22 protein-coding genes are annotated in these 12,757 nt (G+C 68.5%); 13 read left to right on the top strand and 9 right to left on the bottom strand.

Going from position 1 to position 12,757, the window contains the following annotated elements; all coding sequences use genetic code 11:
- Positions 1–89: 89 nt before the first annotated feature.
- From STBA_RS19880 to STBA_RS19905, 7 genes are all read right to left on the bottom strand, one after another.
- Entirely contained in the window at positions 90–632 is a 543-nt protein-coding gene (locus tag STBA_RS19880; RefSeq protein ID WP_143659538.1) for a hypothetical protein, read from the bottom strand.
- 239 nt (positions 633–871) lie between these two features.
- Positions 872–1,543, bottom strand: coding sequence for a hypothetical protein (locus STBA_RS19885; RefSeq protein ID WP_077060548.1), 672 nt, complete (start codon positions 1,541–1,543; stop codon positions 872–874).
- A complete protein-coding gene (locus STBA_RS19890; RefSeq protein ID WP_077060549.1) occupies positions 1,540–2,127 on the bottom strand; it encodes a hypothetical protein in 588 nt (195 codons plus the stop codon). The genes STBA_RS19885 and STBA_RS19890 overlap by 4 nt, the downstream gene beginning before the upstream one ends.
- 81 nt (positions 2,128–2,208) lie before the next feature.
- Positions 2,209–2,859, bottom strand: a complete 651-nt coding sequence (locus tag STBA_RS19895; RefSeq protein ID WP_077060550.1) for a hypothetical protein — start codon at positions 2,857–2,859, stop codon at positions 2,209–2,211.
- Between the two features lie 56 nt (positions 2,860–2,915).
- Entirely contained in the window at positions 2,916–3,413 is a 498-nt protein-coding gene (locus STBA_RS19900) for a hypothetical protein (RefSeq protein WP_077060551.1), read from the bottom strand.
- A 72-nt stretch (positions 3,414–3,485) separates the two neighbouring features.
- Positions 3,486–3,650, bottom strand: coding sequence for a hypothetical protein (locus tag STBA_RS37880; protein ID WP_171987744.1), 165 nt, complete (start codon positions 3,648–3,650; stop codon positions 3,486–3,488).
- Positions 3,647–4,027: a hypothetical protein gene (locus STBA_RS19905; RefSeq protein WP_077060552.1), complete on the bottom strand. Its 381-nt coding sequence runs from the start codon at positions 4,025–4,027 to the stop codon at positions 3,647–3,649. The genes STBA_RS37880 and STBA_RS19905 overlap by 4 nt, the downstream gene beginning before the upstream one ends.
- A gap of 635 nt (positions 4,028–4,662) precedes the next feature.
- Between STBA_RS19905 and STBA_RS19910 the strand changes: the two genes are divergently transcribed.
- The 9 genes from STBA_RS19910 (at position 4,663) to STBA_RS19950 (ending at position 9,808) form a co-directional block, all read left to right on the top strand.
- Complete coding sequence (locus STBA_RS19910) at positions 4,663–4,944, top strand: hypothetical protein (protein WP_077060553.1); 282 nt, start codon at positions 4,663–4,665, stop codon at positions 4,942–4,944.
- A 27-nt stretch (positions 4,945–4,971) separates the two neighbouring features.
- Positions 4,972–5,367: a hypothetical protein gene (locus STBA_RS19915; RefSeq protein WP_077060554.1), complete on the top strand. Its 396-nt coding sequence runs from the start codon at positions 4,972–4,974 to the stop codon at positions 5,365–5,367.
- A 100-nt stretch (positions 5,368–5,467) separates the two neighbouring features.
- The gene (locus STBA_RS19920) at positions 5,468–5,980 is read left to right on the top strand and encodes a hypothetical protein (RefSeq protein WP_077060555.1); all 513 of its coding nucleotides are present in this window, start codon (positions 5,468–5,470) and stop codon (positions 5,978–5,980) included.
- A 120-nt stretch (positions 5,981–6,100) separates the two neighbouring features.
- On the top strand, positions 6,101–6,904 hold the full coding sequence (locus STBA_RS19925; RefSeq protein ID WP_077060556.1) for a SprT-like domain-containing protein: 804 nt from the start codon (positions 6,101–6,103) through the stop codon (positions 6,902–6,904).
- A gap of 191 nt (positions 6,905–7,095) precedes the next feature.
- Entirely contained in the window at positions 7,096–7,455 is a 360-nt protein-coding gene (locus STBA_RS19930) for a hypothetical protein (RefSeq protein ID WP_077060557.1), read from the top strand.
- Complete coding sequence (locus tag STBA_RS19935) at positions 7,448–8,308, top strand: hypothetical protein (RefSeq protein WP_077060558.1); 861 nt, start codon at positions 7,448–7,450, stop codon at positions 8,306–8,308. Before STBA_RS19930 ends, STBA_RS19935 begins: the two co-directional genes overlap by 8 nt.
- 133 nt (positions 8,309–8,441) lie before the next feature.
- Positions 8,442–9,068, top strand: a complete 627-nt coding sequence (locus STBA_RS19940; RefSeq protein WP_077060559.1) for a hypothetical protein — start codon at positions 8,442–8,444, stop codon at positions 9,066–9,068.
- Entirely contained in the window at positions 9,065–9,589 is a 525-nt protein-coding gene (locus STBA_RS19945) for a hypothetical protein (RefSeq protein WP_143659539.1), read from the top strand. Before STBA_RS19940 ends, STBA_RS19945 begins: the two co-directional genes overlap by 4 nt.
- Positions 9,590–9,598: 9 nt before the next feature.
- On the top strand, positions 9,599–9,808 hold the full coding sequence (locus STBA_RS19950; protein ID WP_077060561.1) for a hypothetical protein: 210 nt from the start codon (positions 9,599–9,601) through the stop codon (positions 9,806–9,808).
- A gap of 60 nt (positions 9,809–9,868) precedes the next feature.
- Here the strand turns inward: STBA_RS19950 and STBA_RS19955 are convergent, their stop codons facing one another.
- Complete coding sequence (locus STBA_RS19955) at positions 9,869–10,363, bottom strand: hypothetical protein (RefSeq protein ID WP_077060562.1); 495 nt, start codon at positions 10,361–10,363, stop codon at positions 9,869–9,871.
- A gap of 89 nt (positions 10,364–10,452) precedes the next feature.
- Complete coding sequence (locus STBA_RS39310; RefSeq protein ID WP_290443900.1) at positions 10,453–10,575, bottom strand: hypothetical protein; 123 nt, start codon at positions 10,573–10,575, stop codon at positions 10,453–10,455.
- A 274-nt stretch (positions 10,576–10,849) separates the two neighbouring features.
- Between STBA_RS39310 and STBA_RS19965 the strand changes: the two genes are divergently transcribed.
- The 4 genes from STBA_RS19965 (at position 10,850) to STBA_RS19980 (ending at position 12,566) form a co-directional block, all read left to right on the top strand.
- A complete protein-coding gene (locus tag STBA_RS19965) occupies positions 10,850–11,215 on the top strand; it encodes a hypothetical protein (protein ID WP_077060564.1) in 366 nt (121 codons plus the stop codon).
- A gap of 269 nt (positions 11,216–11,484) precedes the next feature.
- Positions 11,485–11,739: a hypothetical protein gene (locus STBA_RS19970; protein ID WP_077060565.1), complete on the top strand. Its 255-nt coding sequence runs from the start codon at positions 11,485–11,487 to the stop codon at positions 11,737–11,739.
- Positions 11,740–12,105: 366 nt separating this feature from the next.
- Complete coding sequence (locus tag STBA_RS19975) at positions 12,106–12,312, top strand: hypothetical protein (protein ID WP_077060566.1); 207 nt, start codon at positions 12,106–12,108, stop codon at positions 12,310–12,312.
- Entirely contained in the window at positions 12,309–12,566 is a 258-nt protein-coding gene (locus STBA_RS19980; RefSeq protein ID WP_077060567.1) for a hypothetical protein, read from the top strand. Before STBA_RS19975 ends, STBA_RS19980 begins: the two co-directional genes overlap by 4 nt.
- The last annotated feature ends 191 nt before the right edge of the window (positions 12,567–12,757 follow it).

Genomic DNA, 12,757 nt, shown 5'->3' on the forward strand with positions numbered 1-12,757 from the left:
ACGCGGGCGCTCCAGCGCCCTTCCGGCTGCCGCACGGACCCGGGGCTGGCGCGCGGTGCTACGCGCCACGCGCCGGACGGGGATCTCGATTACCGAGCCCTGGGATGCAGTCTCCTGCCGCGCATTCTCGGCTGCTTCCCCTGTCGCTCCGCTTCCCAGTCCGACTGGATGCGGCGCAGGGCGCTGACGCTCAATCCCAGCTCCGCCGAGAAGGCTTGTACGAGCTCGCGGTCCCAGCCGGAGACGCGCTCCCCGGGAGGGCTCGGCGGCGGCATGAACTCCGCGATCAGCCGGGTACGCGTCCGCAGCAGCCGCTGGTACTCCCGCGCCGCCTCCGGCAGCTGCTCCAGTGCCTCCTCCATCGAGGTCTCCCGAGCAGGAGCCCCCTCCTTCTCCCGCTTGGCCCGAACCAGGCCGCGCAACTGCCGCACCCAGTCATCGCTCAATCCCGCTGCCTGTGCGATCTTCTGCTGCAGCCCGCGCGGAGACCGCGTCCCCGCGTCCGGGTGCGCGTCAGCCACGAGCCCGTCGAGACGATCCCGCGCGGCGTCGATCGGCTCCACGAGGTCGTTGATGGGCTTCGCCGCTTTGCGCGCAGCCTTGATCGCGTCGTTGAGCGGGTCCTCCAGCATGTGCACAGAGTGGCATACGGAAGTAGAAAACCGGAAACTGCGACCGGTGATCACCGGCCCCAGCGATCGATACTCGCCGCTTTCGACCCGAGCCGCCAGTGGACGCTGTTCTCGTCGTCTGCCCGTCCGGGGGCCGGGGACGCCTCGGGGCCCGGATGACGGCCCGGACGTGATCACGATGCGGACGCGGCCTGTCGTGTGGCCGCGAAACGGCAGGTCGTGCCCGGTGTCGAGGCCGATCACCTGCCGGCCCCCCGCTCGGGGTGAGGATTGCGAGGGAAGCGCCCTATGTCGCAGTAGGAGCCCTGGTGGACCAGCGAGTAGGTGTAGCGGCCCAGCTCGAACGTGATCGGTCCGGTCGCTCGGATCACCTTCTGATACGCCTCATGCAGGGTGAGCGTCATCCCGGGCGGCATCATGGCGAGCCCCGCGCTGCTCTCCGTGCGGCGTAGGTATACCAGCAGCTCGTACTTGGCCTCCTGGGCGGGCAGCAGGTAGGTGTTGCCGCCCACGGGGTCCAGCGGTGGCCGGTAGTCGGTGACGTGCCACCCGGCCGACAGGTCGTGGACGCCGTCGAGAGAGACGAGGCCGGCCAGGTGCCGGTCGATGGCCTCGCCGGCGCGCTGTTCGAATAGACTGTCCGAGACCTCGGCGGTGTGGGACAGGCGGAGATAGGCGGCCCGCGCTTCGCGCATGTTCTCGGTGGCGTTCTTCTGGTCGCAGTAGGTGGAGTACCACCACTCGCCGGTGGGGGAGAACCCGTCGCGCCGGCTTGTTCCGGTGTACATCCGGCCCGCCATCCAGCGGTCGCGGTCGTTGCCGAGGAAGATGCCCTCGAACTGGCCGGACCGGATTTCCTGTCGCCGCTGGTGGACGATCGTCCATTCTCCGGCCCTCTGGTTGGTCTTCACGTGCGGCTCTCCTTCCATGCGGCGTACTTCCTGGCGGCCTCGTCCGGAACGAGGCGGGGGAACGTGTCGGCCCAACTGCGAAGCGAGTTGGATTCGTAGTCGTCGAGCGGTCCGGTGATGAGGTCGGGCTGCTCGGTGAGCTGGGCCACGCTCTGCCGGGAGCCACGCTCCTCGAACAGGGCCTGGGCTCCCAACTGGGCCCGGTTGTAGGGCGTGTGGTGAGTGGTGCAAAGGCGCCTCCGGTTGCCGGACGGCTTGTGGATCACCATGAGGTCGGCGGGCATCGGGAACGGGCGCGGGCAGCCCATGCAGTGGAAGATCCCGTAGTTGTGCTCCGGGCCGCCGCGGTGGACTTCCGCGTGGTCGGTGATGATCTCGAAGTCGGTGATCTCCGGGGTGATCTCGGACAGCGGACGCCGGTAGGTGCCGGCGTGGAAGGTGCTGACGACGGCCGCGTAGGGAGTGGACGTCTTCCGCCGGCACGGAGTCCCGTCCTTCTTGACGAGGCGCTCGACAACGCCGAAGTGATGCTCGGTGTGACCGTCGATGTCCACGACCACGCGCACGATGTCGCCTGTGTCCACGGCTTCTCCTTGGGTGAGAACTCGAACGAAGGCTGAGCGCCCGCTGAGGCGGGAGCGCCGCTCAGGGGCTCGGTGCGGATGTCAACGGGGTGCGACAGGGGCTCGGCGGGTGGTTCCGAACCAGTTGGTTTCGTATCGGTGGTCGCTCCAGGGGCCGGTCAGGCGCATGCCCCATCGTTCGAGGTTGGCGGCAAGGCGCCGGTCGGTCTCGGCGGCGTCGAAGCTGGTCGCGCCGTAGAACAGGCGGCGTGGTTCGTGGGAGCATCCGCACGTGCACACCAGTCGGAGCGCGATCGTGCCGTCGACGCTGTAGCGGGCCAGCTCGACGCACGCGAATCCCCGGGCGCACTGTTCGGCGCGCTGCGCGTCCCAGGCGTCCCGGGCGTTGGACAGCGCCTTCTGCGCGTCCCGAACCATCGCTTTCGTGATCCCCGCCTCGGTGAACTCGCCGGTGTTCCATCCGCCGCTCACCTCGCGCAGCAGGTTGGACAGGGCGACAGACACGCAGCCCAGTTCGTAACCCAGGTTGAAGCCGTCGCCGTATCCGGCACCGGTCTCGTGCACGGGGCGGTGACACAGGTGGTAGGCGCTCTCACCCTCCATCGGCTTGGCGTCGTCGAGGATCGCCCGGACGGTCGGGTAGTCCTGGGAGGGGCAGTACTGGGAGATGTTGTGCGCGTACAGCTCGGCGGGGAGGGCGAGGGAGCCGACCGGGTTGGTCACGGCGGGCATAACAAGGGTCCTTTCGCGGGCGTCGATGGGTGGGGAGGGAGAGACGGAAGCCGGTCTCATGGGGTGCAGCACGGGCACGCGGGGAGGTTTCGTGGTACCACCGACCGCTGGTAGCGGACGGTCGTGACTTCCAGCAGCCTCAGCAACTCGCGGCGGATGTAAGGGTTGTGCTCCGCCTGCTCGTGCCAGTGGCGAACGGCGTCGGGGTTGAGCAGGGCATATGGTCCGCACCGCAGGAAGCGGTAGTGGCGTAGGGCTTGGTAGGCGCCATCCGGGACGGCGGGTGGCGGGGTCGGCTGGCCGGGGCCGGGAAGATCGGCGAGTTCGATGGACCTGGTGGTGACGACTCTTGTGTGCTCGACGACGCGCGTGACGAGAACGTGGTCCGCCGTGTGGGCGATGTGGTGGCGCACCGCGCGCGCGGCGGCCAGGTGCGTCGAGGAGTGCTCGGCTCCGATGCCGCGTGTGCGGTCCTGGGGGTCACGCTGTTGGACGTGCACGGTCCAGGACATGACGGTCTCGGTCGTGGGCGGGAACGAGAGCGCGATGGTCATGATCAAGGTCTCCGGAAGGCCCCGGCCGCGAGCGGCCGGGGCGGGGCGGGTTGGACACAGGGCGAGGGTCGGTCAGCGTTCGGGGTCGCGGCGGGCGCTCAGCCACGTCTCGACGGCGTCGTCGAACTTCTCCTCGTGGCCCTCGGCGGCCTGGACCACCTGGAGCGAGCAGTCGTCGCTGTGGGAGCTGCCGTTGTCGGCGCAGCCCGTGCCGTCACAGCCCATCGGTTTGCTCACGCGCTCTCCGCCGGCGCCTCGTCCAGGCGCAGCCACGCGCCGAGCAGCGCGATCAGCGACTCGATTACCTCTCGGTGGAGGAGGTGTTGTGGGCGCAGGCAGTTGCGCTTGCGGAAGAGCCATTCGAGCTGGCCGAGCTCCTCGCGGAACCAGTCCCGGTTCTCGAGGCTGATCTCGATCGTGGAGGTGTAAGTGGCGCGTCCCTCCACGCCTTTCAGACGGCGCAGGGTGGCCAGCGCGGTGTGCGGTGCGCTGGAGTCGGTGGTGGCCGCCGTCGCCAGGTAGTTGGCGACGGCGCTGGGGAGGATGACTGTGGTGGCCGTCGTTTTGCCTGCCAGCCGCTCTGGCGTGGTGCCAGGCTGCGGTATGTGCGGCATACTCGAAGTCCCCTTCTGTTCATCGCACGTGGACTCAAGGGATTCGGCGGCCGGGGAAGATCAGTCCCCGGCCGCCATTCTGTTGCCATCACCTGTGATGGCCAGCCTCATTTAAGCGTGCAGAGAACCGGTTGTCAACATCCTTAAAGGGGTTAGGGTATGCGTGGCGAGATTGGCGATCGGCCTCTCGGTTGGGGTGTCGGGGTGGCGTCTGATCTGCTGGGATTCCCCCTCGGGGGAAAGTGTTAAGAGTGTTGACAACCGGTTCTCTGCACTCTTAATGTAGGGTCGTCGGGTCGGTCGCCTGCCCGGAGCATCTGCCGAGTGAGCAGGAGTCACGATGATCAGCAAGCACGCCCGCGTGAACACCCCCGACGGCCCGGCCGCCGTGATCTCCGTGGACGAGATGCCAGCGGACTCTCCATCAAGGTCGAACTCGACCGCACCGACGTGACTGCCACCGGCGTGGCCCGCTACCGGCCGAGAAGGTCACCGAGATCACCGACTGAACCACCAGCCCCCGGGCGGGTCCCGGACCACCGCCGGAGGGGCACGGCTTCACGGCTGCGCGACGGCCCGGTGCGCGCCGATCCGCGAACACGGCCCCACCCTTGGCCGGCAGGAGGCACACCGCCATGACCACCCCCGACAGCCCATACGGCTTCGCCACAGATGACACCAGACGCGTCCTCGTCCACGTCGTCAGTCCGGAGGGCTGGAGCACCCGTGACCTACCCGGTCATCCCGAATCGCTCTGGCCCGAACATCGCGAGCCGCGCACCGTCCACGGCGCCTGGGCCATGTGCGGCACCGGCCTGGACACCCCTGCCGACTGGCCCAACCCCGCAGCGGGACAGAAGTGGTGCCCCCGCTGCGTCGATCCCGCCCGCCGTGAACTGGAACTCACCCGCGTCTAGACCTGCTCGTACAGGAGCTGCATCCCGATGACCGACCTCAACCAGCAGCACGACCGCGCAGCCCATCTCCTCCTCCACTTGCTGCACCCGGCGCCGCGGACGGCCCACGTCCTCACCGTGGTTGCCATCCGCAGCCCCCGCACCGTTCTCCACAGCGCGGCCGTGTACATCACCGCTCAGGGTGTGCTGGCCGAGCAGAAGGACATGGCGGCACTCACCGTGGTCTGCGCCTTGGGCTCCACCGCGATCGACGGCGGCCTGATCGCCCTGGACGACATGCGCCACGTCTGCGCCTGGGCGCTGCGCGCCGGATATGCCGACCCGCTCACCGCCGGTGAGCTTCGCGCCCACGACCAAGCCGCCGTGCTCCTCAGCCAGGGATCGCAGCCGATCGACGCCTACCCGATACCCGACGACCTCTGACGCCCGGCCCGTCAGCCGGACCGAACCGGGATGCACGTACCCCGAGCCGCTGACACAGCCACCTCACCGAGTACGCCCTTCACCGAAGCAGGTCACCGCGATGCGAGAGATCACCAACCAGGACCGAGCGGATCGAGCCCGCCACGCCGTCACCGCCTACACCTCCACCATCCTGACCAGCCGTCCCGGCAACGACGCATGGCAGCTCGCACTGGCAGGACAGCACGCCGCCGAACGGTTCGCCCAGGCCACCCGCCGCAGCCCCAAGGAACACACGCTCCTTGACGCCGAGCACGCCTGCGAGGTCATCGGTGACCTGGTCGGAGACCTCTTCCACCTCTTCCGCGCCGCCGACGAGCGGGCCCAGGCCGAAGACCTTGCCGCCGCCGTGCTCTCACTCATCCGGCCCGGTCGCACGACCGCCGCCCGCGATCTGGCCTTCCTCACCAAGACCGCGCCGGGCACCTACGTCGTCGCGGAGACCGCTGCTGCCGCGCTCACGGCCGCCGCGGTTCTGTACGAGCTCGATGTCGACGCACTGCTCCGCCAAGCCTGTGGCCGCTTCGCCCAGGAAGTCGAAGACGAGATCGACGACATCGAGCCCCCCTTCTGAACCAACTGCCGGACATTGCCCGCCGACCGGAGCATCGCCGCGGCGAGCGGCCAGAACCCACGCACGACCCACGCCCCTCCGACAAGCAATCCCCAGCACACCCACGACAGGGACCGACGTATGACCAGCGATCTCCAGCGGACTCAGTCCGCTGCCCTCCAGCGCAGCGGAATTCTGGACGGCTACGACTGGACGCTCCAACTCCGGACGCGTCGTCGCAGCCTCGGCCTCACCATCAAGCCCGGCGGACACATCGTCATCGCAGTCCCGCCCGATGCGCCGACCGACAAGGTTCTGAAGTTCATCGAGGCCAAGCGTCACTGGATCAAGACGAACGTGGCCAAGTCCACGGCGAACAAGGCAACCCCCCGCGTCCTCTCCCTTGCTGACGGAAAAGAGGAAGACGTCTTCTTCCTCGGAAACGCCTACCGCCTGCGACTGAACACCGCGTCGACGTCGACCTCTATCGACCCACGGATGTTCGGCGGTATCCAGTACCTCAACATGCCGCGGATACGGGCGCATGGAGAGCGTGGCCGCAGCCTCATCTCCTGGTACCAGCGCGAGGGAACACGCTGGGCGCAGGATCGGGCAGCGCCGTGGCTCGACCGCCTTCGGCTGAGTCGCAACGCTCCCAGCATCCAGACCAGGGACCTCGGAACACGTCGCTGGGGCGTATACCGGCGCAAAGGCCATCGCGTGGAACTCCACTGGCCGCTCTTCCAGCTTCCCGACCACCTCGTCGAGTACGTCCTGGTCCACGAGCTCATACATGCCACCCGGCCGCCGGGAAAGCCCCACGGGCCCGAATGGCAGGCGCGCATGACCGAAGCGATACCTTACTGGCGCCTGATGAAGAAGGAACTCAACCAGCGCGGACCCAGCCTCTGGATCGGTCACGTGGCCCCGCACGATGAGAACTGAATTCCCCCAGCCCGAACACGATGTCCACGCCCACGTGCATGGACACGCGGCCGCAGCCGCCTCTCGTTGCCCTGTGGCGGATACCTGCTGGAGCCGGGCTGCCCCATCCCCAGCTTGACCAGCGGCAACAGCGCTACCTGGCACCTCGCCACTCACCGTCCAGGCCCTCTCACCCTCGCGAGAAAGATCTCATGAGCATTCCCCTGATCGATTTCCTTTCCGGCTACAGCAGGCACGCGGAAGACGACCATTCCTGCGACATCGTGGAACCCCCGGCGCCCCAAGAAGGCACCGAAGAGACGAAACTCCAGCCCTGCGCCTACTGCCGGGTCATGGCCACCGGCGAACGTGTTCCCAAGGGGCCGTCCTCGGTGTACCGCGTGGTGCTGGTGGGGGAGGACGCCGGAGCCGCCCTGGCGGAGGCATACCGGCTCACCTGCCTCGCCCTGAACCGGACAGGTCTCCCGGGCAACGACCGGTCAAGCCTGCGAGCGATGAAGTCACGCATCGAGGCCCTGGCAGCAAACCTCGGTTGGAGGCTCGATGCGTGAGGCCGACCAGCGTGCCGCCGCCCGCGCCGTGTTCGAACAGGTCGATCGCTGCGCCCGGGGAGCGACGACGCTGCGCTTCCTGAACAACGGCGGACGCTCGAAGCTGCTGCCTCTCCCGGGCGACGGCGATGGCACCCCCATACCTCTGGCTCCCACGATCCATCGCGCCATCGCCACCGATGTGCTCACAGCCGCCCACGCCTACGCGCGCACCGTGCATGGACGCCGCGCCGACTGGCCCACCCACATCACGATCGCTCGCCCTGACGTCCCGGAGGCCGACGACGGCGAGTTCCAGACGCCCGACGACGGCGTGTGGGTGGAGGCACGCCTCGTGGTCCCCGGCGTCCAACTGCTCGGAGGCGGGCCCCTCGGCCCGTGGCGGTACGTCTACTCCGCGCACACGAGGGAGACGACGGACCACCGCGAGGGCGTCACCCAACTCATCCTCACCGGTCCTGGCTCTCCGGACTCCCGCCGGCGGGTGTACCGGCCGGACGACCAGCTCGTCGTCCGTCGACCCGATCTGGGCAACTTTCCGACCCACGCGGAGGAAGAGGCGCCGGACGTGCTCTCCCGGCTGGACCGTCTCCTCGCGAAGCGCGGCGCGCATGCCATGAGCCTATCCAGCCGCGAACAGCACATCGTGGCCTACTACCTGGCGCACACAGACCCCGTTATGGCACCGCCGGATTCCCCTGCCGCCGGCCCCGGCTATGACGTCACCGCCGCCTACAACCGCTACCGGGACACGGCCGACTACGACCTGCTGAACAACTTCGCAGCGCGACGCCGCTGGATCGCATCCTACCGGCACATCGCCGCCCTGGCCGATGGTGAGAACGGTCGATGACGCCGCTGCGCCGCCGCGCGCCCCTGTTCACACGGCCCGCCCGCCGACGGCGGCGAGACAAGCACCACGCACCTCCCCGACTCAACGGCACGTCGCGCACCCCTCACTTCAGTCCCGCAAGGAGCACCACCACGTGAGCAACACCTCTGACATCGGCCAGCGCTACTACCCGGGAGCGCCCGCATGGTGGATACGCGCCGCCCGAGAAGCCCTGCCCCAGGGCCACTTCCCGGACAGGAAGGACATGCAGCCCGGCGGCATCGGCATCTCGCTGCTCCACGCCGAAGTTGAGGGGCGGGTGACGGTGTGGATGGAGATCGACACCGGACGCACCGTCCACGACGAGCGCCCGCGTCGAGGAACCGCCGCCGAGGAACGCTGGCTCGCCACCCGCGACGACCTCGCCGCCACGCTGATGGACGCCGGATTCCACGACATCGTGCGCACCCGGGCAGGCTTGTTGGCCACCGCGCCGCAGCCCTCCGAACCCACCCACCTCCACCTCCGCCACGCCAACGTCTTCGAGGAAGGCGTGGACGCCCTCGGCCGGTACACCATCCGATGCCCCGACCACCCGCACCTTCGCGGCCTCCTAGTCACCGACCACGGCCTTGGCCCCACGGCGTTCACCTACGTCTACGGCCATGAGGACGACCAACACCCCGTCTGGCCCCAGGGCTTCCGCGGCCTCCACGCGGCAGCCCGCGCCTGGGCGGTGCACTGCGGCCTGCCGTCCCCCATCGAGGTAACCGAACGGTGATCGCTCGGCTCGAGTTCGCCTGGGACGTAGACCCGGAGAGCTGGGCTCGCAGCGCTGAACGCGACCCAGGCGACTGCTGGCCCGAACTGCCCATGTACCTGTCCGCCTGCATGGGGGATCTGCCGATGATCGACGCCGCCGAGGCCACCCCACGCGTGCGGGGCGGCACCAAGCTGCCCGATCAGCTCGACGGCCGCCTCCGGTTCGAGGACTTCTGGGCGATCGAGGTCGAGGCCGACGCCTGGGTGCGCGCCCGAGCCGAGGGCGCCAGCTACGCCGAACCCGTGCCGGCCCCCAGGGGCCGTGCCCGCCTGGACCTGGCCGAGCACATCGCCTGGGAGCTGTTCCACCTGCCGGGGGTCGTGGACACAGACGCCGTGCTCGCCGTTCACCACCCGTACCGGGATCTCTACCGACCGGGCGACCGCAACCGCGGGTCGGCGCCAGGAATCCGTTGGCCTTGTCAGCCTCGTGCGGATGGACCGGCGCCACGCTACGGCGCGAGTCCTCGGGGATGGTGAAGTGGTGCCATGACTGAGACGGTGCGTGTGCGCGTGGTCCTGCTGTTCGGCGACCAGGCGCAGATCAAGGCCGACGCCTCCGATGCGGAGGAACCGGTGTTCTACCCGGCCGCGCCGATCGCGGAGGCCGTGGGGGTGCCGGTGAAGGAACTGGCCGGGATGCGTCTGCTGGCGGACGTCGACGAGCGGGAGGAGCTGACGAACTGGCGCCTGCCGTAGATCCGTCCGTGACGCGAGTCCGCCCTGCGCTCACGGCTGGGCGGACCCGCATCACGTTCGCTACCGACCCGCGTCCTTGCGCGGCCGCCCAGTCCGGCGGGGGCGCCCGGCGTAGGTGTGGATGGACTCGGCGGTGAACACCAGGCCGGACGAGAGCACGGCGACCGGCCGCGGGAAGGCCGGATCCTTCTTCAACAGCTCGTTGATGCGCTGCGGCGACACGTGCAGCACGTTGGCGGCCTCCTTCCGGCCCATCAGGCCGGTTCCGGTGACCGGGGCGTCCGCTTCCTTGGCGCTGATCACTTCCAGTCCCGTCAGCTCGGCTCTGCTGTCCAGGGCCTCGCGGAGCGCAGTTCTGGCCCTCAGCAGTGCCGACGCGCTCGCCTGCGTGAGCGTCGAGGCCTCTAGGCGAAAGGTGAAGGTGAGTCGCCCGGTTGCCGCGTCGTGGACGGTGGCTCCGGCGATGTGCTGCTGGATCTGCTCGTACTGTTCGGGTCTAGGCGGGCTGGTGATGTTGTCGGCGGTGACCCGGGCCCGCCAGGTCGTGTGTGCCATCGTGGAATCCTCCGGTGCTGTACTGCCGTCGTGATGCGGTGGTGCGGCCGGATGGGCGGGGGCCGCACTAGGTCTGCGGCCCCCGCCTGCTACTCCTGGGGGAAGTCCAGACCCGCGCCGCGCAGGACGTTCAGCAGGTCCAGCCACTCGCCCGCGGTGACGGGCGTGCGGTGGAACGTGATCGTCACGTAGCCGCGGGAGAACATCCACATGCCGCTGTCGGCCTGCCAGGACCTGAAGCCCTGGCGGTCTAAGGCAGCAAGGAGAGCGTCCATCCGGTCTGCCATCTGAGTTGTTTCACCTCCTCTCCGTCTCGCTGACGTCGCCTACTCTACCCGTAAAGACTGACGAATCGCAAGACTTTTCTTCTCAAAAAGACTTGCATATCGTCAGTCTTTACGGGTAGAGTGTGCATCACGAGGTCGGGGGTTCGCAGCCTTCCGAACCTCGTGAACCATCCCAACTCAACAGAGAGTGAGGACAGCAATGTCCGACGAGCGGGAACGCCGCGTCGGGATGCTGCTCATGATGCTCGACATGGCCTACGTCTACCTGCTCAGGCAGTGTGGACGTCTGCCGATCGACATCACCCTCCCGGAGGTGCCGTCCATCCAGGACCGCATCGACTCCGTGTCGGGAGCAGCGGAACTCGCGGAACTCGAACCGATGCCCGGCCTCCAGCAGCGCGCGCTCTACGACGCCTGCTGCATGTGGCTCGCGGCAGCCGATTCCTATCTCCGCCTGCGCGGCGACTACACCCCCTGGAGGGTGAGCGCTGTCACGGCGTCCATCACGAAGTGCCGTGAGGACGTGGATGTCGTAGCCGCCTGGCTCGACAGCCAGCAGGAGTAGACGCCTCTGCCCCCCGGCAGCCAGCCGGGGGGCGCCACACTCTCTGAGCTGCGCAACTACGACCGGCAGGGGCCGGGTGTGCGGGTCCATGGGGCCCGCGGCGCCCCTCGCAGCGCCCCTGCCGGTCAACCATCCCGCTCAACTGGCGGGCCTCCATTCTATGCGACGCTCATCAGCGCCACCCCCAATTAAGAATGTTGACAACCGGTTATCTGTACCCTTAAGCTGGGCCTGTCAACACTTCGACACCGGCGCACGAGGGGGTATGTATGACTGGCTACAAGGACGTCACCGACGGCAATGCCGTACCGCACGCGATCGGCCTGGCCGTCGGGAAGATCACGCAGCGGGGCCCGTGGCACGACCCGGACGTCGTGACCCAACGGCTAACCATGCTCGGGCCGGCCGTTCGCGCCACGGTGGTATACGGCCAGGCGCGTCAAGCTGGGATGTCCATCAGCGCGGCCACGGACAAGGTCGTTGACGACCTCGTTCGGTACTACGCCCAGCGGTGGTACAGCTGACGCCCGAGGTACCCCTGCCCCTCCACGGCTCTGCGTCTCCCTGGCACCGGGCGGCGCAGAGCCGAGATCGCAGCGATGCCGCGATGCCCGCAGCAGTCCTGGTGCGCGCGATGGGTCTGGAATGCTGACTCTTTCCTGGTGGGCCCATGGAGCGGTCTCGTCATCCAGCGGGCTCAGGTGTGGCACATTTAGAATGTTGACAACCGGTTATCTGCACGCTTAAAATGGTATGAACGCAGCGCCACCAGACCGGGTTCCATCCCTCTGTTTCGTTAGCTGCCACACGCAGCGGCCCCCAACCAGCGACCCTAACCGCTGGCCAGGGGCCTGAAACCCGCCTACCTCAACAGCACTGAGGAGCGAGTCATGGCCAACACTACGGCCACCACCGACGAGAGCAACAACCCCATCCACCTCGCCACCGACACGGTCGAGGGCCACGTGGTCACCGCCTGCGGCAAGTGGGCCGCGAAGACCCCCGTGCCCCGATCCACGACCTTCCGCACGGCCGTCACCTGCGTCGAGTGCGCGGAGTGGGACCAGGCGTGGGCGTACGCCGTGAGCAGCCGATGAGCAGGGACAACGCCTCGCGGCTCACGGCGATGAAGAAGCGCTCCAAGGGAGCCATCCGCACGGTGGCCACCAGCGATGCCGGCCGCGCCGCCTGCGCGGACGACCTCGCCCTCTTCGACCGAGTCGCGAACAACGATGGCAAGGTCGACCCCCGGGACCAGGGAGAGGCGGCCTCCATCTGCGACGGCTGCCCGGTAAACGCCGGCTGCGGCTTCCGCGTCGCACACCCCGGCCCCGGGCGGGGTGAGAGGTGATGCCGATCCCGTTCCGGCGCACGCCCAACGGCCGCCGCGCCCGCAGGCAGGCCGACGCCAGCGCCCGGCGCAGTTCCAGGGCCAGGCGCCACATCCCCAGCGACTCCGAGACCGGCGGAGGCGAAGCCTTCGCCGACCGCAACGCCCGATCCATCACCCGGTGGTTTCGCTCGTGACCGCCGCCGTCCGTG

The sequence above is a fragment of the Streptomyces sp. MP131-18 genome (assembly GCF_001984575.1).
GTDB lineage: Bacteria > Actinomycetota > Actinomycetes > Streptomycetales > Streptomycetaceae > Streptomyces > Streptomyces johnsoniae.